The 19,517-nt window shown below is 57.3% G+C and carries 19 protein-coding genes; 10 read left to right on the top strand and 9 right to left on the bottom strand.

Features of this window, described 5'->3' with window-relative positions:
* Positions 1 to 2 precede the first annotated feature (2 nt).
* The gene (uraA, locus tag HWQ15_RS01590) at positions 3 to 1,292 is read left to right on the top strand and encodes a uracil permease (protein WP_063216245.1); all 1,290 of its coding nucleotides are present in this window, start codon (positions 3 to 5) and stop codon (positions 1,290 to 1,292) included.
* 97 nt (positions 1,293 to 1,389) lie between these two features.
* Positions 1,390 to 2,091 carry a DnaA inactivator Hda gene (locus HWQ15_RS01585; protein WP_211482948.1) on the top strand — a complete coding sequence of 234 codons (702 nt, stop codon included), beginning with the start codon at positions 1,390 to 1,392 and terminating at the stop codon, positions 2,089 to 2,091.
* A gap of 76 nt (positions 2,092 to 2,167) precedes the next feature.
* Here the strand turns inward: HWQ15_RS01585 and HWQ15_RS01580 are convergent, their stop codons facing one another.
* From HWQ15_RS01580 to celB, 3 genes are read right to left on the bottom strand one after another with little or no spacing between them, the layout of a single operon-like run.
* Positions 2,168 to 3,586 carry a M17 family metallopeptidase gene (locus HWQ15_RS01580; protein ID WP_063149262.1) on the bottom strand — a complete coding sequence of 473 codons (1,419 nt, stop codon included), beginning with the start codon at positions 3,584 to 3,586 and terminating at the stop codon, positions 2,168 to 2,170.
* On the bottom strand, positions 3,586 to 4,542 hold the full coding sequence (locus tag HWQ15_RS01575; protein ID WP_063149263.1) for a N(4)-(beta-N-acetylglucosaminyl)-L-asparaginase: 957 nt from the start codon (positions 4,540 to 4,542) through the stop codon (positions 3,586 to 3,588). The genes HWQ15_RS01580 and HWQ15_RS01575 overlap by 1 nt, the downstream gene beginning before the upstream one ends.
* A 3-nt stretch (positions 4,543 to 4,545) precedes the next feature.
* Positions 4,546 to 5,865 (bottom strand): PTS cellobiose transporter subunit IIC, encoded by a 1,320-nt coding sequence (gene celB, locus HWQ15_RS01570; protein WP_063149264.1) that lies wholly within the window; start codon positions 5,863 to 5,865, stop codon positions 4,546 to 4,548.
* Positions 5,866 to 6,012: 147 nt separating this feature from the next.
* Here celB and HWQ15_RS01565 point away from each other — a divergent pair, with 147 nt between their 5' ends.
* Positions 6,013 to 6,837: a hypothetical protein gene (locus HWQ15_RS01565; protein WP_063149265.1), complete on the top strand. Its 825-nt coding sequence runs from the start codon at positions 6,013 to 6,015 to the stop codon at positions 6,835 to 6,837.
* Here the strand turns inward: HWQ15_RS01565 and arsC are convergent.
* Both arsC and bepA read right to left on the bottom strand, forming a co-directional pair.
* Positions 6,834 to 7,190, bottom strand: a complete 357-nt coding sequence (gene arsC, locus HWQ15_RS01560) for an arsenate reductase (glutaredoxin) (RefSeq protein ID WP_022648973.1) — start codon at positions 7,188 to 7,190, stop codon at positions 6,834 to 6,836. The two genes, HWQ15_RS01565 and arsC, sit on opposite strands and share 4 nt — an antisense overlap.
* Positions 7,191 to 7,203: 13 nt before the next feature.
* Positions 7,204 to 8,667, bottom strand: coding sequence for a beta-barrel assembly-enhancing protease (bepA, locus tag HWQ15_RS01555; protein ID WP_003860547.1), 1,464 nt, complete (start codon positions 8,665 to 8,667; stop codon positions 7,204 to 7,206).
* 220 nt (positions 8,668 to 8,887) lie between these two features.
* Here bepA and HWQ15_RS01550 point away from each other — a divergent pair, with 220 nt between their 5' ends.
* Positions 8,888 to 9,952 (top strand): AI-2E family transporter, encoded by a 1,065-nt coding sequence (locus HWQ15_RS01550; protein WP_003860546.1) that lies wholly within the window; start codon positions 8,888 to 8,890, stop codon positions 9,950 to 9,952.
* A gap of 534 nt (positions 9,953 to 10,486) precedes the next feature.
* Here the strand turns inward: HWQ15_RS01550 and bcp are convergent.
* Positions 10,487 to 10,957 carry a thioredoxin-dependent thiol peroxidase gene (gene bcp / locus HWQ15_RS01545; RefSeq protein ID WP_022648972.1) on the bottom strand — a complete coding sequence of 157 codons (471 nt, stop codon included), beginning with the start codon at positions 10,955 to 10,957 and terminating at the stop codon, positions 10,487 to 10,489.
* Positions 10,957 to 11,526 (bottom strand): glycine cleavage system transcriptional repressor, encoded by a 570-nt coding sequence (locus HWQ15_RS01540; RefSeq protein ID WP_000213743.1) that lies wholly within the window; start codon positions 11,524 to 11,526, stop codon positions 10,957 to 10,959. The genes bcp and HWQ15_RS01540 overlap by 1 nt, the downstream gene beginning before the upstream one ends.
* A gap of 145 nt (positions 11,527 to 11,671) precedes the next feature.
* On the opposite strand from HWQ15_RS01540, the gene dapA reads away from it, so the two are divergent.
* From dapA to ypfH, 6 genes are all read left to right on the top strand, one after another.
* Positions 11,672 to 12,550, top strand: a complete 879-nt coding sequence (dapA, locus tag HWQ15_RS01535) for a 4-hydroxy-tetrahydrodipicolinate synthase (RefSeq protein ID WP_003860542.1) — start codon at positions 11,672 to 11,674, stop codon at positions 12,548 to 12,550.
* Positions 12,551 to 12,566: 16 nt separating this feature from the next.
* Positions 12,567 to 13,601: an outer membrane protein assembly factor BamC gene (gene bamC / locus HWQ15_RS01530; RefSeq protein ID WP_022648971.1), complete on the top strand. Its 1,035-nt coding sequence runs from the start codon at positions 12,567 to 12,569 to the stop codon at positions 13,599 to 13,601.
* A 109-nt stretch (positions 13,602 to 13,710) separates the two neighbouring features.
* On the top strand, positions 13,711 to 14,424 hold the full coding sequence (purC, locus tag HWQ15_RS01525; RefSeq protein ID WP_001171626.1) for a phosphoribosylaminoimidazolesuccinocarboxamide synthase: 714 nt from the start codon (positions 13,711 to 13,713) through the stop codon (positions 14,422 to 14,424).
* Positions 14,425 to 14,544: 120 nt separating this feature from the next.
* Positions 14,545 to 15,414, top strand: a complete 870-nt coding sequence (locus tag HWQ15_RS01520) for a neutral zinc metallopeptidase (RefSeq protein WP_022648970.1) — start codon at positions 14,545 to 14,547, stop codon at positions 15,412 to 15,414.
* The gene (locus tag HWQ15_RS01515; RefSeq protein WP_063149147.1) at positions 15,414 to 17,360 is read left to right on the top strand and encodes a tRNA(Met) cytidine acetyltransferase TmcA; all 1,947 of its coding nucleotides are present in this window, start codon (positions 15,414 to 15,416) and stop codon (positions 17,358 to 17,360) included. Before HWQ15_RS01520 ends, HWQ15_RS01515 begins: the two co-directional genes overlap by 1 nt.
* Before the next feature lie 73 nt (positions 17,361 to 17,433).
* The gene (gene ypfH / locus HWQ15_RS01510) at positions 17,434 to 18,129 is read left to right on the top strand and encodes an esterase (protein ID WP_063149146.1); all 696 of its coding nucleotides are present in this window, start codon (positions 17,434 to 17,436) and stop codon (positions 18,127 to 18,129) included.
* A 38-nt stretch (positions 18,130 to 18,167) separates the two neighbouring features.
* Here ypfH and HWQ15_RS01505 read toward each other — a convergent pair whose 3' ends face one another.
* Both HWQ15_RS01505 and dapE read right to left on the bottom strand, forming a co-directional pair.
* Positions 18,168 to 18,365 carry a YpfN family protein gene (locus HWQ15_RS01505; protein WP_000383991.1) on the bottom strand — a complete coding sequence of 66 codons (198 nt, stop codon included), beginning with the start codon at positions 18,363 to 18,365 and terminating at the stop codon, positions 18,168 to 18,170.
* Positions 18,366 to 18,389: 24 nt separating this feature from the next.
* A complete protein-coding gene (dapE, locus tag HWQ15_RS01500) occupies positions 18,390 to 19,517 on the bottom strand; it encodes a succinyl-diaminopimelate desuccinylase (protein ID WP_017383496.1) in 1,128 nt (375 codons plus the stop codon).

Genomic DNA, 19,517 nt, shown 5'->3' with positions numbered 1-19,517 from the left:
CTATGACGCGCCGTGCTATCGGGGTGAGTGAAAGACCGCCGCTTTTACAGACAATCCCGCTTAGTTTGCAGCACCTGTTCGCCATGTTTGGCGCAACCGTGCTGGTGCCAATCCTGTTTCACATTAACCCGGCTACCGTGCTGCTGTTTAACGGCATCGGTACGCTGCTTTACCTCTTCATCTGTAAAGGCAAAATCCCGGCCTATCTCGGGTCGAGCTTCGCGTTTATCTCCCCGGTACTGCTGTTGCTGCCGCTGGGTTACGAGGTCGCGCTGGGCGGCTTTATCATGTGCGGCGTGCTGTTCTGCCTGGTCTCCTTCATCGTGAAGAAAGCGGGTACCGGCTGGCTGGACGTGATGTTCCCGCCTGCGGCAATGGGGGCAATCGTTGCCGTCATCGGCCTGGAACTGGCGGGTGTCGCGGCGAACATGGCTGGGCTGCTGCCTGCGGACGGTCAGTCACCGGATTCTAAAACCATTATTATTTCGCTGGTGACGCTGGGCGTGACGGTTTTCGGTTCCGTCCTGTTCCGCGGCTTTATGGCGATTATCCCGATACTGATCGGCGTGCTCGTGGGTTACGCACTCTCCTTCGTGATGGGTGTTGTGGATACCACACCGATTGCCGAGGCACACTGGTTCGCGCTGCCGACCTTCTACACCCCACGCTTCGAATGGTTTGCTATCTTCACCATTCTGCCTGCTGCACTGGTGGTGATTGCTGAGCACGTTGGCCACCTGGTGGTCACGGCGAACATCGTGAAGCGTGACCTGATCCGCGACCCGGGCCTGCATCGCTCCATGTTTGCCAACGGTTTCTCCACCATCATCTCCGGTTTCTTCGGCTCCACGCCTAACACCACTTACGGGGAGAACATCGGCGTAATGGCGATCACCCGCGTCTACAGCACCTGGGTTATCGGCGGCGCGGCGATCATCGCTATTCTGCTCTCCTGCGTCGGCAAACTGGCGGCGGCGATCCAGATTATCCCGGTTCCGGTGATGGGCGGCGTTTCCCTGCTGCTTTACGGGGTGATCGGTGCGTCCGGTATTCGCGTGCTGATTGAATCCAAAGTGGATTACAGCAAGGCGCAGAACCTGATCCTGACCTCCGTTATCCTGATCATCGGCGTGAGCGGCGCGAAGGTGCACATCGGCGCGGCAGAGCTGAAGGGTATGGCGCTGGCGACCATCGTCGGCGTGGGCCTGAGCCTGATTTTCAAGCTGATCTCGGTCATTCGTCCGGAAGAAGAAATCCTGGACGCTGACGATAGCGAAAAAGCACCACATTGATCCTTTAACCGGGCGGACGATCCGCCCGGTTCTCTCCTTGCTGGTTCCGTGTTAAACTCCATTCCGATTTTATGTAAGATCTCTGGTTGAGGTATTTCTGAACGGACCGGCACAGCTCTCTTTGCCACTCTATCTCCCTGACGACGAAACTTTCGCGAGTTTCTGGCCGGGTGATAACCCCTCTTTACTGGCTGCACTGCAAAACGTGCTGCGCCAGGAACACAGCGGATACATCTATATCTGGTCACGCGAAGGCGCGGGACGCAGCCACCTGCTGCATGCCGCCTGTGCGGAACTTTCGGCGCGCGGTGACGCGGTAGGCTATGTGCCGCTGGATAAACGCACCTGGTTTGTGCCTGAAGTGCTGGAGGGCATGGAACATCTCTCCCTGGTCTGCATCGATAATATTGAATGCGTGGCGGGAGACGAGCCGTGGGAAATGGCGATCTTTAACCTCTACAACCGCATTCTGGAGTCGGGCAAAACCCGGCTGCTGATCACCGGCGATCGTCCGCCGCGTCAGCTCAATCTGGGGCTGCCGGATCTGGCGTCTCGTCTGGACTGGGGGCAAATCTACAAGCTGCAACCGCTGTCGGATGAAGACAAACTCCAGGCACTTCAGTTGCGCGCCAGACTGCGCGGATTTGAACTGCCGGAAGACGTAGGGCGCTTCCTGCTCAAGCGTCTGGATCGGGAGATGCGCACGCTCTTTGATACGCTCGATCAGCTCGATCGCGCCTCCATCACCGCCCAGCGCAAGCTGACCATTCCGTTTGTGAAAGATATTCTTAAGCTGTAGTTATGCCGGGTGGCGGCTGCGCCTTACCCGGCCTACATATGGCACCCGTAGGCCCGGTAAGCGCAGCGCCACCGGGCTAAAGATCCCCCATCAGGTGCTCAACCAGCAGCGGAATCGGTCTTCCCGACGCCACGCTTCTGCCGTTCTCACGCCACAGCGCCGTCCCGCTGATATCCAGATGTGCCCATGGGATCGCCGGCGGACAGAAGTGATGCAGCAGCCACGCCGCCGAGGCGCTTATCGCCGCATTGTTAGTCGGCGTATTGCACAGATCGGCAATCGCGCTGTCGGTCTGCTTTTTCAGCCGTGCGTCCAGCGGCAGAGACCACACCTCGTCACCGCTCCGTTTACCTGCCTGCGTCAACGCGGCGCGCAGCGGTTCATCCTGGGTCATCAGCCCGCTCAGCTCATACCCCAGCGCTTTCACCACTGCGCCCGTCAAAGTCGCCATATCAATGATGTAGCGGGCCTGCGGGTACCGCTGGCTGGCCCAGGCAATGGCGTCAGCCAGCACCAGCCGGCCCTCGGCATCGGTATTATTGATTTCAACGGTGGTTCCGTTACAGGCTGTTGCCACCGTGCCGGGCTGCATGGCGTCGGGGCCGATGGCGTTTTCCGCCAGCGCCAGCACGCCCATGATGCGCACGGGTAATTTCAGCTCCGCAACGGTCAGCATCAGCCCCAGTATGTTGGCCGCGCCGCACATGTCATATTTCATGGTGTACATGCCCGCGCCTTCCTTCAGCCACAGGCCGCCGGTGTCAAAGGTAATGCCTTTTCCCACGTAGCAGCGCATCGGGCCGTCGTTGGCACCATCATAATGAATAGCCAGCAGACGCGGCGGGCAGGTCGCCCCTTTGCCAACGGCGTGCAGCAGTCCAAGACCCTGCTCAGCAATATCTTTTTCGTTCAGCACCTCGCAGCGCAGGGCAGGGCTGGCGGCACACAGTTTTTGCGCCTCTTCCACCACAAACTGCGGCGTGCAGCGGTCGGATGGCATATCCGCCAGACGTCGCGCCGCGATCATGCCGAGCGCAATGGCCTGCTGCTGGCGGAAGGTCGTCTCCAGCTTCGCCTGCTGTTCCGGCAGGCAGAGGGCAGTGATGCAGGTAAGACGCACCGCTTCGTTCGTCTTCTTCAGCTTCAGGTCACTGAGCCTGTGCGCCTGATTAAAGAGAAAACGCAGCACCTGCGCCAGCACCACATCGTCGATATCCGTCACGTCCAGCACGAGTTCGGCGCTGGCGGGGGCGGTAAGCAGCGGTCGCAGGGCGGTGAGCAACCCTTCGGTCAGGGCGTCATGCCATAGCGCGTCCGGCAACAGAGTAATGCGCGCAAACGGCGCGCAGCCAAAGCGAGCGTCCGCGACGGTGCTCTGCTGGCGCATTTCAGCGACAAGAGCGCTTTCCGGTAACAGGGAACTGTCAGCGCGCGCAATCAAATGGCTGTTCGGCTTCGCGTCTGAAAGCGCGTTGATAAACTGGTAAGTGATCATCATGATTCCTCAATCGGCGCGCGGATCCGTGCGGCATAGGCCTGCATCCACTCCTCATCTACCGCGTGATAGTGCGTTTTCTCCCGCAGGCGTTCAGTACGAAAAACGGTGAGGGGCTGGCGAGCCGTCGCCACCACGAACGAGAAGGTTTTTATGTTAGTCGCGGCGCCAAATTCGCCCTGGTTGTTCATGCACACCACGGAGAGATCGCCCGCGCGACCGAAGCGCGACATCAGCTTGTCTTCCAGTTCGAATACGACTGAATCCGCCGCCTGCTGCGGCGTCATCCCTTGCGCCATCCGGCGAACGATTTCGTAGCTGGTACAGCCCTTCATCAGGTCTTCACCGACGCCTGTGGCGGTGGCCGCGCCGGTTTCGCTGTCGCAGTAAAAGCCGGAGCCGATGATGGGTGAGTCACCGAGGCGACCACGTTTTTTCATAAACAGGCCACTGGTGGAGGTGGCGACGCTCATCGAACCCTGTTTATCAAGGCCAATGATGCCGACGGTGTCATGTCCGTCGTAGGGGCTTAACCCCTTATCCAGCGTTTCGCGGCAGCGCTTGCGGTAGTGCTGCATGGCGCGATCCGTGAGCATAGTTTTGTCGGCAAAGCCCTGGCTCAGCGCCCATTCGCGCGCGCCCTGGCCGACCAGCAGGCTGTTATAGCGTTGACGGCTGAGCGCGTGCGCCACGCGCACCGGGTTGGCGATATCCACCAGATTCCCCACGGCGCCGAACGCCAGCGTGTCGCCGTCCATATAGGCCGCGTCCAGCTCCACCTCGCCGTTGTCGGTCGGCAGGCCACCGTAGCCGACGGATTTATACAGCGGAAAGTCTTCCACGGCAGCGACGGCATCGACCACCGCCGAAGCGACCGGTTTTCCCGCCGCCAGGGCAGACGCGGATTCCGTTACCCCTTCAAGTGCCATTCGCCAGGTTGCGATAATTCCCCACATGCTTTACTCCTGTTTTGCAAGGGTGGTGTCGGGTTGCGTAGCGGTAGTCAGCTCCGCGGCGCGGTACTGTTTATCCACGATACGCATGAAAGGCAGGTACAGCATGGCGCCAATCAGCAGGTTGATCAGCTGCATCACGCTGCCGCTCAGGTGCCCGGTGACGATAAAGCCGCTGATAACCGGCGGCAGGGTCCAGGGAATAAACACCCCGGTGGTGACGGCGACCGCGCCAATTTTCATCGCCGTATACTGCACGGTGACCAGCACCAGCGGCACCAGATTAAACGGGATGAGCATGATCGGGTTCATGATCACCGGCAGGCCAAACAGGATCGGTTCGTTGATGTTAAACACCGAGGCACCCGCACCGAGGCGCGCCACCTCTCGCATGTTTTTGCTGCGGGCGAAAATCAGCATCGCTATCACCAGCGACAGCGTGGCGCCCGCGCCGCCCATCCAGATCATGTCAAAAAACTGTTCGGTGATGATGTGCGGCGGCGTCGTTCCCGCCTGGATCGCGGCGATGTTGTCGGTCTGGTTTTCCATCCACAGCGGGCGAATAATGCCGTTGATCATCGAACCGGAGTTAATGCCCACTGACCACAGAATGGTGATACTGAATACGGTCATCAACGCACCGAAATAAGAGGTGCCGTAGTGGCGCACCGGGGTGGCAACCACTTCATAAATAAACTGGTGGATGGTGTGGTAGTGGGTGTTTTCGAAGATGATGCGGATAATAAGCACCAGAATCATCACCAGCAGGGCCGGGATCAGCGCCGCGAACGACTCCTGCACCGCCGGAGGTACGCCGTCCGGCATTTTGATGACCAGCTTTTTGCGCTTCAGCCAGCAGAACAGTTCCGTCCACAGCAGGGAACCGATCATCGCCACAAACAACCCTTTGCTGCCAATCCACTCCACCGGCATCACGGTAATGCCGCCGTTTTCCGCCACTTTGATAAAGGGCGTCAGGATCAGGAAGGCGACCAGCGCCAGGATGCCGCAGGAGATGCGGTCCTCGCCATAGTGCTCAGCCAGGCGGTAGGCCACCAGGAAGCTGATAAACAGCGACATGGTTGAGAATACCGCGTTGAATGGAATCTCTATAATCGCACTCCAGCTCTCACCAAAGGCCTGAGACATAAACTGCTGATAGGCCTGATTCGGGAAGGAGGAGATCACCAGCAGGATGGAGCCGACGATGATAAACGGCATGAATGAAACGTAGGCCCCACGAATGGCCCCAAGATGACGCTGCTGGGCCGTTTTCGCCGCCAGCGGCATCAGTTTTGCTTCAAGAAATCCCAGAACATTGTTCATTGTGAACTCCGTACAAGATTGAGAGGTGTTGTTTATGTTATGTCTGTGGATTATCAGTGAAGCGCGGCGAGTGAAAGGTGAAATCGGTCACAAAGCATTCGCTGTTCTACTATAAATCTCATAAGATTAGTTGCGGAGAGAGACGCGATGGAAATCAAACTGCATGCTAACGCCACCACCACACCGCGTATCCGTCGCTATCTTCAGCAGTCAGATAAAAGCGACAGAGAGCTAGCTGTTGAACTGGGGATCTCGGTCACCACCGTCAGGCGCTGGCGCAACCGCGACCAGGTTTCGGATAACCACACAACGCCAAAAGTGATATACAAAGCATTGAGACAAGAGCAGGCGGCACTGATAAATGCCCTGCGGGATATCACTGGGGCACCGCTGGATGAACTGCTGCTGCTGGTGAATGACGGACTAGGGATCGCCGTTTCCCGCGCGACCCTGAACCGCTACCTCAAACCGGCTTCGGTAAGACAAAAGGGGGCGCCGTTGCAGGGCAAAAAGGCACTGAAGGCCGGTATCATGCCGCAGAAGCTACTTCTGCATCATCAGCCGCTATCGCTGCATATGGACGACGGTGGGGAGCAACACCTGCTCTGGGCGCGTGAACCCGTCAGCGGCTGGTGCTACGCCCGGCTTTATGCCGGTGTCTCGCCGCAGTTGCTGACCCGCTGGACGAACGAGGTGCTGGCTGCCTGTCCGGCTGATATTCAATCTATTGAGACTTTTGGGCTAGAAGTGAACTTGCCGGAGCATAACGTCATCGTAAAAGTGCATTCACAGTATTATCTTGCCCTTCAGGTCACCGTGCCGTTACGTGAGATCATTCCGCGCGTGAATAGTGAACCGGCGGGAGAACTGTTGATCCAGCTGTGTGAATTTTTCAACCGGGGAAAAGCGCAGAAAAAGCTGGGGGAGAGTACGCCGCAGGCGTTTCTGGAAGCGCTGCGGCGTAACGATTAGACGATCCCGAGTACGTCTTCCGGCGGACGGCCGATACGCGCCTTGCCGTTCGCCACGACAATCGGGCGCTCAATCAGCTTAGGATTGTCGACCATCGCCTGAATCAGCCGATCTTCAGTGAGACTGGTATCGTTCAGATTGAGCGATTTATACAGATCTTCTTTCTGACGCATCAGCTCGCGTGCGCTGCCCATGTTCAGCATCTTCAGCAACTGGCGGATCGTCTGCGCGTCCGGGGGCGTCTCCAGATACAACACCACTTCCGGATCGATGTCGTTAGACTTCAGCAGATTCAAAGTCTCGCGACTCTTGGAGCAGCGAGGGTTATGGTAAATTTTTACCGCGTCTGTCATGACTTCTCCTTTATTACATCTTCTCGTACGGCTTAAAGCGTTGTTGCAGGCCACGCAGCTGGTCGATTCGCGCATCGTAGCGGGCCTGTTGCAGGCTGCCGAGCTTCACCTGTGAGCTGGCGCTGCTTAGCAGGGAAATGGCCTGATCGAGGCGCCCCGCCAGCGCCAGACCTTCCGCACGCGCGGCCAGCTCCTGATCGCGATTACCCAGTTGCCCCTGGGCCTGGGCGAGCAGCTCCCAGCCGTTCTGGTCATCTTTATTGTTAAAGGTATAGCGGTTCAGAATGGTCACCGCCTCGCCGGGCTGGCCGCCCTGTAAGTAGGCGTTCGCCAGGTTTAGCTGCAATACCGGATTGTTGCGAATGTCTTTCGCCCCTTTCAGACGGTTGATCGCATCGGTCGCTTTTTTCTGTCCTAAATCGATATCGGTTGCGAGGTCGAGATACCACGGATTGTCAGGCGCCGACGCCAGCAGCGGCTGTAGGGCTTTACGCGCTTCATCGTACTTGCTGGCCTCCATCGCCTGGAGTGCCTGACCATACTGCGCGGCGTTCTTCTCGCGCACGTTGCCTTTCGCCAGCGCGTCCAGCAGATCGCTGGTGAGCTGATTACGTCCGGAGTTGTACATGCCAAGCGTTCTCACTTTGGCCATGTAGAAATCCTGCGAGGACTGCACGACGACCGGACGCATCTGGTTAGCACGGTTACGCGCATCCGAGAGACGACTTTCCGGCAGCGGGTGGGTCAACAGAATTTCAGGCGGGCGCGACGAGTAGCGTGCCTGGTCGAGCAGTTTTTCCAGGAAGCTCGGCATGGCCTGCGGGTCAAAGCCGGAACGCTGTAAAACCTGAATGCCGATGCGGTCTGCTTCCTGCTCGTTCTGCTGGGTAAAGCTGATCATCCCCTGACGCGTTCCCGCCAGCGTCCCGGTAAGCGCCGCCATTCCGGCCTGCGGGCTGGCCATCGCCAGCAGAATAGAGCCCAGCGCGCCCACCCAGGTCAGGGGGGCGTTACGCTTCTGATCTTCCATCGCACGCGCCAGATGGCGCTGGGTGACGTGCGAAATTTCGTGCGCCATGACGGACGCCAGCTGGCTTTCGTTATCGGAATAACGGAACAACGCCGAATGCAGCACCACGTTCCCGCCAAAGAAGGCGAAGGCGTTGATTTCGTCGTTATTGATTAAATAGAAGTGGAAGGGCGTTTTTACCGAGTCTGCGTGCGCCACCAATCGCATCCCCAGACCGTTGATGTACTGCACCAGCAAAGGGTCGTTAATCAGCGGAGCACTGCCGCGCAGCTGGCGTACGTAATAATCACCCATCTGCATCTCCTGCCCGATGGAGAGCGTGCTTCCTGCCGTGGTGCCCATGTCCGGCAATGAATCGGACGAGTCAGCGAAAGCGGGCAACACCTGACCCACCGTCACGGCGGCAATCAGTGTCGCAACCAGTGTTTTTCTCAACTGCCTGAACATAACCACTGTCCTGTATGTTGGATGTGCTAATTTGACCGATGAACCCGCATAACGTTCATCTCCGCTGCTCTGCGAGTGTAGCCGTGTTAAGAGATGAAGAAAATCCCATTCATCAGGGTTTTGCGAAACCTGACAGTGAAACAAAAAGGAAAGTCTTTTTTGTGACAGTTAGATACAATTCACCGTCTCACTCCCGCCATTCGATTCAGGGAAGGGTTGTATGCTCGAAATGTTAATGCAGTGGTATCGGCGTCGGTTTAGCGATCCGGAAGCCATTGCTTTGCTGGTCATTCTGGTTGCCGGATTCGGTATCCTGTTCTTCTTTAGTGGCCTGTTGGCACCGCTTCTGGTGGCGATTGTGCTGGCGTATCTGCTGGAGTGGCCCACCGCGCGTCTGGAACATATCGGCTGTTCCCGACGCTGGGCGACCAGCATTGTTCTGGTGCTGTTTGTCGGCATTCTGCTGCTGATGTCCTTCGTGGTGATGCCCATCGCCTGGCAACAGGGGATCTACCTGATCCGCGACATGCCCGGCATGCTGAATAAACTTTCTGATTTTGCCGCCACGCTGCCGCGCCGCTATCCTGCGCTGATGGACGCCGGGATCATCGATGCGATGGCCGAAAACATGCGCGCCCGCATCATGACCATGGGTGACTCGGTGGTGAAATACTCTCTGGCCTCGCTGGTGGGGTTGCTGACGCTGGCGGTTTACCTTGTTCTCGTGCCGCTAATGGTGTTTTTCCTGGTCAAAGATAAAGAGCAGATGCTGAATGCGGTGCGCCGCGTGCTGCCGCGCAATCGCGGTCTCGCAGGACAGGTCTGGCAGGAGATGAACCAGCAAATCACCAACTACATTCGCGGCAAAGTGCTGGAGATGATTGTGGTGGGCGTGGCGACCTGGATTGGCTTCGTGATTTTCGGGCTGAACTACTCGCTGCTGCTGGCGGTGTTGGTCGGATTCTCGGTTCTGATCCCGTATATCGGCGCGTTTGTGGTGACCATTCCGGTAGTCGGTGTGGCGCTGTTCCAGTTTGGTCTGGGTACGGAGTTCTGGAGCTGTTTCGCCGTATACCTGATTATTCAGGGACTGGACGGGAACCTGCTGGTACCGGTGCTGTTCTCAGAAGCAGTTAACCTGCATCCGCTGGTGATTATCCTGTCAGTGGTGATTTTCGGCGGGCTGTGGGGATTCTGGGGCGTGTTCTTCGCCATTCCGCTGGCGACGCTGATTAAAGCCGTGGTCCACGCGTGGCCGGATGTGCCGGCGGTGGAAGAGAAGTAGATTTAGTGCGGGCTGATGCCCTCACCCCAACCCTCTCCCAAAGGGCTGAGGGATCCCCAGTAATTTTTTTATGCAGAAGCAATAAAGTTGCTTTCTAAATGACTGAGGGCTGTCAGCGATGCCCTGGTCCGGCTGTAAATCGCTGAGGCGTTTGCCTTCCGGCCGGGGCGAGGCGCAGGGATGCGCCGAGAGGGCGGCTTTACAGGGACGTTGCCTCCGCCCGTACCCGATAAGCCGGAAGGAATAAGCCGAGGGCACCGCGAAGCGGCGATTTACCGCCGGGAGCCCGGGTCGCCAGGGTGGTGGCGACTGAGCCACCCTGGCACGTTCACCGGTCATATCGTTACAGAGTAGCAAGGAACATAAAGTGAACGGAATGACCACCACCGCCGTATGTTCCCCTCACCCTAACCCTCTCCCCGGAGGGACGAGGGGATTGCTCAGTGCTCGCATTAATTTGTGGGGAACCCTCAGCCCACGGGGAGAGGGGGCAAACACTAAAAACGGCAACCTGGGTTGCCGTTTTGCTGTTTATCAGGCGCTTTGTTTCAGCCAGTTCAACACCACGTCGTGGTGGTTGCTGGTTTTGAAATCATCAAACACGTGCTCAACTTTACCGTCAGCGTCAATCAGGAAGCTGATGCGGTGAATACCGTCGTACGTTTTGCCCATAAAGGACTTCTCACCCCAGACGCCAAACTGCTCGCAAACCTGGTGGTCTTCATCGGAAAGCAGCGTGAAGTTCAGCAGCTCTTTTTCCGCAAAACGTGACAGCTTCTCTGGTTTATCGGTGCTGATGCCCAGCACTTCCACACCGACCTTTTTCAACTCATCCATGTTGTCGCGTAAACCGCAGGCCTGTACGGTACAGCCCGGGGTCATGGCTTTCGGGTAGAAATAGACCAGAACACGCTGTCCCTGGAAGTCGGTCAAATTTACTTGCTCGCCGTCTTGATCCGGTAAGCTAAATTTCGGTGCGATATCACCGGCTTTCAGTGGGTTCATTACTCAACTCCATCCTGTTCGTGCTGCGAATAATCGACGACGCTTATACTGCCTTGCGCGTGTAATTCTGTACAGAGGGCTTTGAACGCTTGCTCGATATTTGACGCATCCTGCGAGGCAGGGCTGTGGGCGGTAATTTGAATAAACAGCGTCGGGATGGCGTTTTCATCGCCAGGCTGCGTGCGGGAAACCAGTTCGGCAATGTTCATCTGATGGCTGTCAAACAGCGCCGTAAAACGTTCAATCAGATGAGGTGAATCAGGCACTTCAACCTGTACCCAGACTGTGGCAGGCAGAGCCGGACGCGGGCGCGCGGTGGTGCGCTTCATCACAATCAGTAAATCCAGCTCTGCGCCTTTCAGCGGCAGGGTAGATTCGATGAGGGTAATGGCATTCCATGTTCCGGAAAGCAGCATGATGAACGTGAACTCTTCGCCAAGCATAGCCAGCCGGCTGTCTTCGATATTGCAGCCGCAGCTGCTCACGTGGCGAGTGATGGTATTCACGATACCCGGCCTGTCAGCACCCAGCGCAGTGATAACCAGGTAATGTTGTGATGAGGTTGTCAAACCTGTTCTTCCTTTGCGTGGTTAAGTCTTCCTAAGGAAAGCATAAAAAAAACATGCATACAACCGCCTGAGAGCCTCAGGTCGCTTGCTTTTATTACAGTTCCAAACGTAACATTGAGGCTCTTGTTCGCACAGAGGATGGCTCATGTTCACGGGAAGTATTGTCGCGCTTGTTACACCGATGGATGAAAAAGGTAATGTCTGCCGGTCAAGCATGAAGAAGCTCATTGATTACCATGTCGCCAATGGAACCTCGGCGATCGTTTCGGTAGGGACTACCGGTGAATCCGCCACGCTGAGCCACGAAGAGCACGGCGACGTTGTGATGCTGACCCTGGAACTGGCGGACGGGCGTATTCCGGTCATCGCGGGTACGGGCGCAAACGCAACGGCAGAGGCCATTAGCCTGACTCAGCGTTTTAACGACAGCGGCATTGTTGGCTGTCTGACGGTGACCCCTTACTACAACCGCCCAACTCAGGAAGGTTTGTTCCAGCATTTCAAAGCCATCGCTGAACATACTGACTTGCCACAAATTCTGTATAATGTGCCGTCCCGTACCGGTTGCGATATGCTGCCGGAAACCGTTGGCCGTCTCTCGAAAGTAAAAAATATTATCGGGATTAAAGAGGCGACAGGGAACTTAAGCCGCGTTCATCAGATCAAAGAGCTGGTTTCAGACGACTTTATCCTGTTGAGCGGTGATGATGCGACCGCACTGGACTTTATGCAGCTCGGTGGTAACGGCGTTATTTCCGTGACGGCGAACGTGGCGGCGCGTGATATGGCTGACATGTGCAAACTGGCCGCAGCCGGTCACTTTGATGAAGCTCGCGTGATTAATCAGCGTCTGATGCCGTTGCATAATAAATTATTTGTCGAACCCAATCCGATCCCAGTGAAATGGGCATGTAAGGAGTTGGGGCTTGTAGCAACCGACACGCTGCGTCTGCCAATGACACCGATTACCGACCATGGTCGTGAAATTGTCGCTGGCGCGCTGAAGCATGCCGGTTTGCTGTAAAGTTTAGGGAGATTTGATGGCTTATTCAGTACAGAAGTCGCGCCTGGCCAAGGTTGCGGGTGTTTCGCTTGTTATGCTCCTCGCTGCCTGTAGTTCAGACTCGCGCTACAAGCGCCAGGTGAGCGGTGATGAATCCTATCTGGATGCGCCGCCGCTTGCTGAACTTCACGCGCCTGCCGGCATGATCCTGCCGATCCAGAACGGTGATTATAATATTCCGGTTACCAACGGCAGCGGCCTGGTGGGTAAAGCGCTCGATATTCGTCCGCCAGCTCAGCCTCTGGCGCTGGTGAGTGGCGCGCGCACGCAGTTCACCGGTGATACAGCTTCTCTGCTGGTGGAAAGCGCACGCGGTACCACGCTGTGGCCGCAGGTTGTGAGCGTCATTCAGTCGAAAAATTATACGATTGATAAACGCGACGACGCCAGCCAGACCTTAACCACCGACTGGATTGAGTGGAACCGTCTCGATGAAGACCAGCAGTATCGTGGTCGTTATCAAGTCTCCGTTAAGCCGCAGGGTTATCAGCAGGCGGTTACCGTTAAGCTGTTGAATCTTGAGCAGGCAGGTAAACCGGTTGCCGATCCGTCCGCCATGCAGCGCTACAGTACCGAAATGCTGAACGTGATTGCAGCGGGTCTGGATAAGAACGCTGCTGATGCCGCAAACGCCGCGCAGAACCGTAACGGCTCAACGTTTGACGTGCAGAGCGGTGCAGACGATACCGGCCTGCCAATGCTGGTGGTGCGTGCGCCGTTTAACCAGACCTGGCAGCGTCTGCCAGCCACGCTGGAAAAAGTGGGCATGAAGGTGACCGACAGCACCCGTTCAACGGGCAGCATCACAGCGACCTATAAGCCGCTGTCTGAAAGTGCCTGGCAGGAGCTGGGGGCAAGCGATCCACAGCTGCCTTCCGGTGACTACAAAATCCAGGTCGGCGACCTCGATAACCGCAGCAGCCTGCAGTTTATCGATCCGAAAGGACACACGCTGACCCAGGCGCAGAACGATGCGCTGGTCGCTGCCTTCCAGGCCGCATTCAGCAAATAATAGTGAGGGCTGGTTAATCCAGCCCTTTTTATTTTCGTGCCACGCAAACGTGTGCGTGGCATAATATAGCCAGTTTTGAATACAAATCATCACACCAGGAGTAATGAAGATGCAGAAGCAAGCTGAGTTGTATCGTGGCAAAGCGAAAACCGTATACAGCACGGAAAACCCGGATCTGTTGGTGCTCGAATTCCGCAATGATACGTCAGCAGGAGACGGCGCACGCATTGAGCAGTTCGATCGTAAGGGCATGGTGAACAACAAGTTCAACCACTTCATTATGACCAAACTGGCCGAAGCCGGTATCCCGACTCAGATGGAAGCGTTGTTGTCCGATACGGAATGTCTGGTAAAAAAACTGGATATGGTGCCGGTTGAGTGCGTGATCCGTAACCGTGCCGCAGGCTCCCTGGTGAAGCGTCTGGGCATTGAAGAGGGTATCGAACTGAATCCACCGCTGTTCGATCTGTTCCTGAAAAACGACGCCATGCATGACCCGATGGTCAACGAATCCTACTGCGAAACCTTCGGCTGGGTCAGCAAAGAGAACCTGGCGCGCATGCAGGAACTGACCTACAAAGCCAACGACGTGCTGAAAAAGCTGTTTGATGACGCGGGCCTGATCCTGGTCGACTTCAAGCTGGAGTTCGGTCTGTACAAAGGCGAAGTGGTGCTGGGCGACGAGTTCTCTCCTGACGGCAGCCGCCTGTGGGACAAAGAGACGCTGGATAAAATGGACAAAGACCGTTTCCGCCAGAGTCTGGGTGGCGTGGTCGAAGCGTATGAAGCGGTTGCTCACCGTTTAGGCGTTAAGCTCGACTAAACTGCGCATTTGCCAAAGGATGTTGGCATCCTTTGGCGTCTTATCCTTGTTTACTATGGTAATCCTTTCATTAACCGCCTACGATCATAGCTATTATAAATGGAATAGTTCGAGGTGTTTATGCGCTGGCAAGGGCGTCGTGAAAGTGACAACGTAGAAGACAGACGCAGCAGTGGTGGCGGTGGTCCGTCTATGGGCGGGCCAGGTTTCCGGTTACCCAGCGGCAAGGGCGGTATTATTCTGCTGGTCGTCGTGCTGGTAGCGGGCTACTACGGTGTCGACCTGACCGGTTTGATGACCGGTGAAACCGGGCAACAGCAGCAGTATTCTCAGCGCTCCATCAGCCCGAATGAAGATGAAGCGGCGAAATTTACTTCCGTTATTCTCGCGACGACCGAAGATACCTGGGGTCAGCAGTTCGAGAAAATGGGGCGGACTTATCAGCCGCCAAAACTGGTGATGTACCGGGGAGCAACCCGCACGGGCTGCGGCACCGGGCAGTCCGTTATGGGGCCGTTCTACTGCCCGGCGGACAGCACCGTCTATATCGATCTCTCCTTCTATGACGACATGAAAAGCAAGCTGGGCGCCGACGGCGATTTTGCCCAGGGCTACGTGATCGCGCATGAAGTCGGCCACCATGTGCAGAAGCTCCTCGGCATTGAACCTAAAGTGCGTCAGATGCAGCAGAATGCGTCTCAGGCGGAGGTGAATCATCTCTCCGTACGCATGGAGCTTCAGGCCGACTGCTTCGCTGGCGTCTGGGGACACAGCATGCAGCAGCAGGGCGTGCTGGAAACAGGCGATCTGGAAGAGGCCCTGAATGCCGCACAGGCGATTGGTGACGATCGCTTGCAGCAGCAAAGCCAGGGGCGCGTTGTGCCGGACAGCTTTACCCATGGCACCTCAGAGCAGCGCTACAGCTGGTTTAAGCGTGGCTTTGACAGCGGCAACCCGTCGCAGTGTAATACCTTCGGCAAAGCTATGTGATGTTGGGGGTTGAACAGCTGGTTAACCAGCTTCAGCGTACCGGGCACCGCCGGCTGGTGGTGCTTAGCGGCGATGAAGCGTGGACGTTGAGCCAGGCGACCATCCTGCGCGATACGTTACCAGGAGACTGGCTGTGGCTGGAGGAAAACCCCTCTAAGGCCATCAGCGGCCTGCTGGGACGTGAATATCTGCACGCCGTTTTTGACGCGCGTCGCGGGTTTGACGTCTCGGCCTTCGCCGCCCTCAGCGGGACCCTGCGCGCCGGAAGCCTTCTGGTGCTGCTGGTGCCGCCGTTCTCCGTCTGGGCTAACAGGCCCGACGCGGATTCTCTACGCTGGAGCGACAGCGCCGAGCCGATCGCCACCCCGCACTTTGTTTACCATTTTTGCCGGACGTTGGCCGCCGATTCAGATGCTATCGTCTGGCATCAACATCGTCCTCTGTGCCTTCCCGTTGCGCCAGATTTACCCGCCTGGCAGCCCGCCAGCGGTGAACCGCAGCGCGAGCAGGCTGCGATCCTCGACGCGCTTCTGACCATGCCTGCTGGCGTGGCTGCCGTGACGGCCCCGCGCGGACGAGGAAAGTCCGCCCTGGCGGGCATGTTGCTCAACGGCATTCAGGGTAGTGCTGTAGTGACCGCACCGGCAAAAGGGGCGACGGATGTCATCGCGCGTTTCGCCGGGGAACATTTTCACTTTATGGCCCCGGATGCGCTGCTGGCCTCCACAACAGAAGCTGACTGGCTGATTGTCGATGAGGCGGCCGCCATCCCCGGCCCGCTGCTCGAGAAACTGACGATGCGCTTTTCCCGCGTGTTGTTGACCACTACGGTGCAGGGTTATGAAGGCACGGGCAGGGGATTCCTGCTGAAGTTCTGCGCCCGGTTCAGCGGTCTGCGGCGATATACCTTATCAACCCCTGTACGCTGGGCTGCCGGATGTCCTCTTGAGCGAATCGTGGCGAACGCGCTGCTGTTCGACGATGCGCTTATCGATCGCAAACCGGCAGGGGAGGTAAGTTTAACGTCGCTGGAGCCCGGGGTGTGGGAGAGCGATCCGGCGCGCGGGGCAGGCGTGTATGAACTGCTGTGTGCCGCGCACTACCGGACGTCCCCCCTCGATTTACGCCGGATGATGGACGCGCCGGGACAGCATTTTGCTGTTGCTCAGGCGGGCGCGGAGATCGCTGGCGCGCTCTGGCTGGTGGAGGAGGGCGGCTTATCCCCAGAGCTTAGTCGCGCGGTGTGGGCGGGGTTTCGTCGGCCGCGTGGAAATCTGGTGGCACAGTCGCTGGCTGCCCACGGCGGATCGCCTCTCGCGGCGACGCTGAAAGGCCGACGCGTCAGCCGTATTGCGGTTCATCCTCATCGCCAGCGGGAAGGCATCGGCCAGGGGCTGATCCGCAGTGCCAGCGGAGAAGATTATCTCTCGGTCAGCTTTGGCTATACCGACGAGCTGTGGCGTTTCTGGCGGCAGTGCGGGTTTGTGCTGGTGCGAATGGGCAGCCACCGGGAGGCCAGCAGCGGGTGCTATACGGCGATGGCGTTGCTGCCGCTGAGCGAGGCGGGGCATCAGCTCTGCGAAGAGGCGCATCAGCGTTTATGTCGTGATATGCGCGTCCTGTCGGCCTGGAATGGCGAAAAGATCCCGGTGATGGATGCATGGGAAGCTACCCTTAATAGTGACGACTGGCTGGAGCTGGCGGGGTTTGCCTTTGCGCACCGGGCGTTTTCAACCTCGGTTGCGGCGCTAACGCGATTGTTGTTAGCCGTGGATATGCCGCTCCCGGCGCTGCGCGGGAAAATGGAAGGGAATACGCACGATTTCGGGCGCAAAGCGTTGCTGGCGAAGCTACGCGAGGAAACCGCTCACGCGCTTGAAAGGCTTGATTACTCCCGTAGCCAGCGGCTGAAAGCCGACATTTTGCAATGGCAATTTTTTCAATGACTTCTTCAGTAAAGTGGCATGGTCATTACCCCGCAGAGGCGTAAAATCCTGCTTATCAATTAAGGAGATCGCCATGAAACATGACCATTTTGTTGTGCAAAGCCCGGATACACCTGCTAAACAGCTACTGCTTCTGTTTCATGGCGTGGGCGACAATGCCGTCAATATGGGACAGATTGGCAGCTGGTTTGCACCCGTTTTCCCACACGCGCTGATCGTCAGTATCGGCGGCGTGGAGCCCTGCGGTCCGGACGGGCGGCAGTGGTTTTCCGTCGAGGGCGTGACGGAGGAAAATCGTCAGGCACGTATTGATGCCGTTATGCCAGCCTTTATCAATACCGTGCGTTACTGGCAGCAGCAGAGCGGCGTAGGTGCCAATGCAACAGCGCTGATTGGCTTCTCTCAGGGCTCAATCATGTCGCTGGAAAGCGTAAAAGCGCAGCCCGGACTGGTGTCCCGCGTGATTGCCTTCAACGGGCGTTTTGCGACGTTACCGCAAAGCGCGACCACGCAGACCACGATCCATCTCATTCATGGGGGTGAAGACCGGGTAATTGAGCTTTCGCATGCGGTTGCGGGCCAGGAGACGCTGATGCGCGAGGGCGGGGATGTGACGCTGGATATCGTGGACGATCTGGGGCATGCCATTGACGATCGCAGCATGCAGTTCGCGCTCAATCATCTGCGTTATACCGTACCTAAGCACTACTTTGATGAAGCGCTCAGCGGCGGTAAGCCGAATGACGATGATATCGTCGAGTTTATGTGAGGTTTCCCCTCTCCTTAGGGAGAGGGGAAACAGAGCAATTACTTCTTCTGGTCCTTCTTCGGCCAGTCGTCTTCATCGTCCCACTTGTCGTTAAAATCACGGTGCGGCGGAAGATCCGGTTTGTTGGCAAGGAACTTTTTGTGGTCAACGCGCTTGAGATCTTTAATCACGTTAAGCAGCACGCCTACCAGAAACACCAACACCAGAATCCACCAGTACTTTGAAAGCCAGTCCATTCGCTAATCCTCTTTAAGCACCCGTCAGGCGACGAGCTGCTCCATAATACGTTGATACATGCGGGCCAGCAGTTGTAAATCGGCAGCGTTCACGCATTCATTGATTTTGTGAATCGTCGCGTTAACCGGACCCAGTTCGACAACCTGTGCGCCCATGCGGGCGATAAAGCGTCCGTCAGACGTGCCGCCCGTTGTCAGCAGCTGTGGCTTAATCTCATTATAGTGCGCGATGGCGTTCACTACCGCATCCACCAGTTTACCGCGCTGCGTCAGGAACGGCTGGCCAGACAGCCACCAGTCGAGGGTATAGCGCAGCTGGTATTTTTCGAGCAGCGCAATCACGCGTGCTTTGATCATCTCGTCGGTCAGTTCGGTGCTGAAGCGGAAGTTAAACTGGACGAAGAGATCGCCGGGAATGACGTTGTTGCTGCCGGTGCCGGCCTTGATGTTGGCTATTTGCATGCTGGTTGGCGGGAAAAATTCGTTGCCTTTATCCCATTCAATGCCCACCAGTTCGTTCAGCATCGGCGCGGCGCGGTGTACCGGGTTATCCGCCAGGTGCGGATAGGCAACGTGGCCCTGCACGCCATGAATGGTCAAATTGCAGGTCAGGGATCCACGGCGGCCATTTTTCACCACATCGCCCACCACTTCGGTACTGGACGGTTCGCCCACCAGACAGTAGTCCAGACGTTCATTGCGCGCCATCAGCGCCTCAACGACCTTCACGGTGCCGTTGTGGGCGCTGGCTTCTTCATCGGAGGTAATCAAAAACGCAAGACGGTTTTTATGGTTCGGATGCTGGGCGACGAAACGCTCTGCCGCCACGACCATCGCAGCCAGGGAACCTTTCATATCCGCAGCGCCGCGTCCGAAAAGCATGCCGTCGCGGATGGTTGGCTCAAAAGGCGGGTTGATCCAGCGGTCTGCGTCGCCTGCGGGAACTACGTCGGTATGTCCGGCAAACGCCAGCGTCTCCCCCTGACCGCGCCATGCCCAGAAGTTCTGCGTATCGCCAAAATCCATGTGCTCGACGGTAAAACCGATGGCACGCAGGCGCTCAATCATTAATGCCTGACAACCTGCGTCGTCCGGGCTAAGGGAAGGACGGCGAATAAGCTGCTGAGTCAGCTCAATGACCGGGCATGACAT

It is taken from the genome of Enterobacter sp. DSM 30060 (assembly GCF_013375955.1).
GTDB classification, from domain to species: domain Bacteria; phylum Pseudomonadota; class Gammaproteobacteria; order Enterobacterales; family Enterobacteriaceae; genus Enterobacter; species Enterobacter intestinihominis.
The sequence above is the reverse complement of the archived record's forward strand: the minus strand, read 5'-3'. Positions and strand labels throughout refer to the sequence as shown.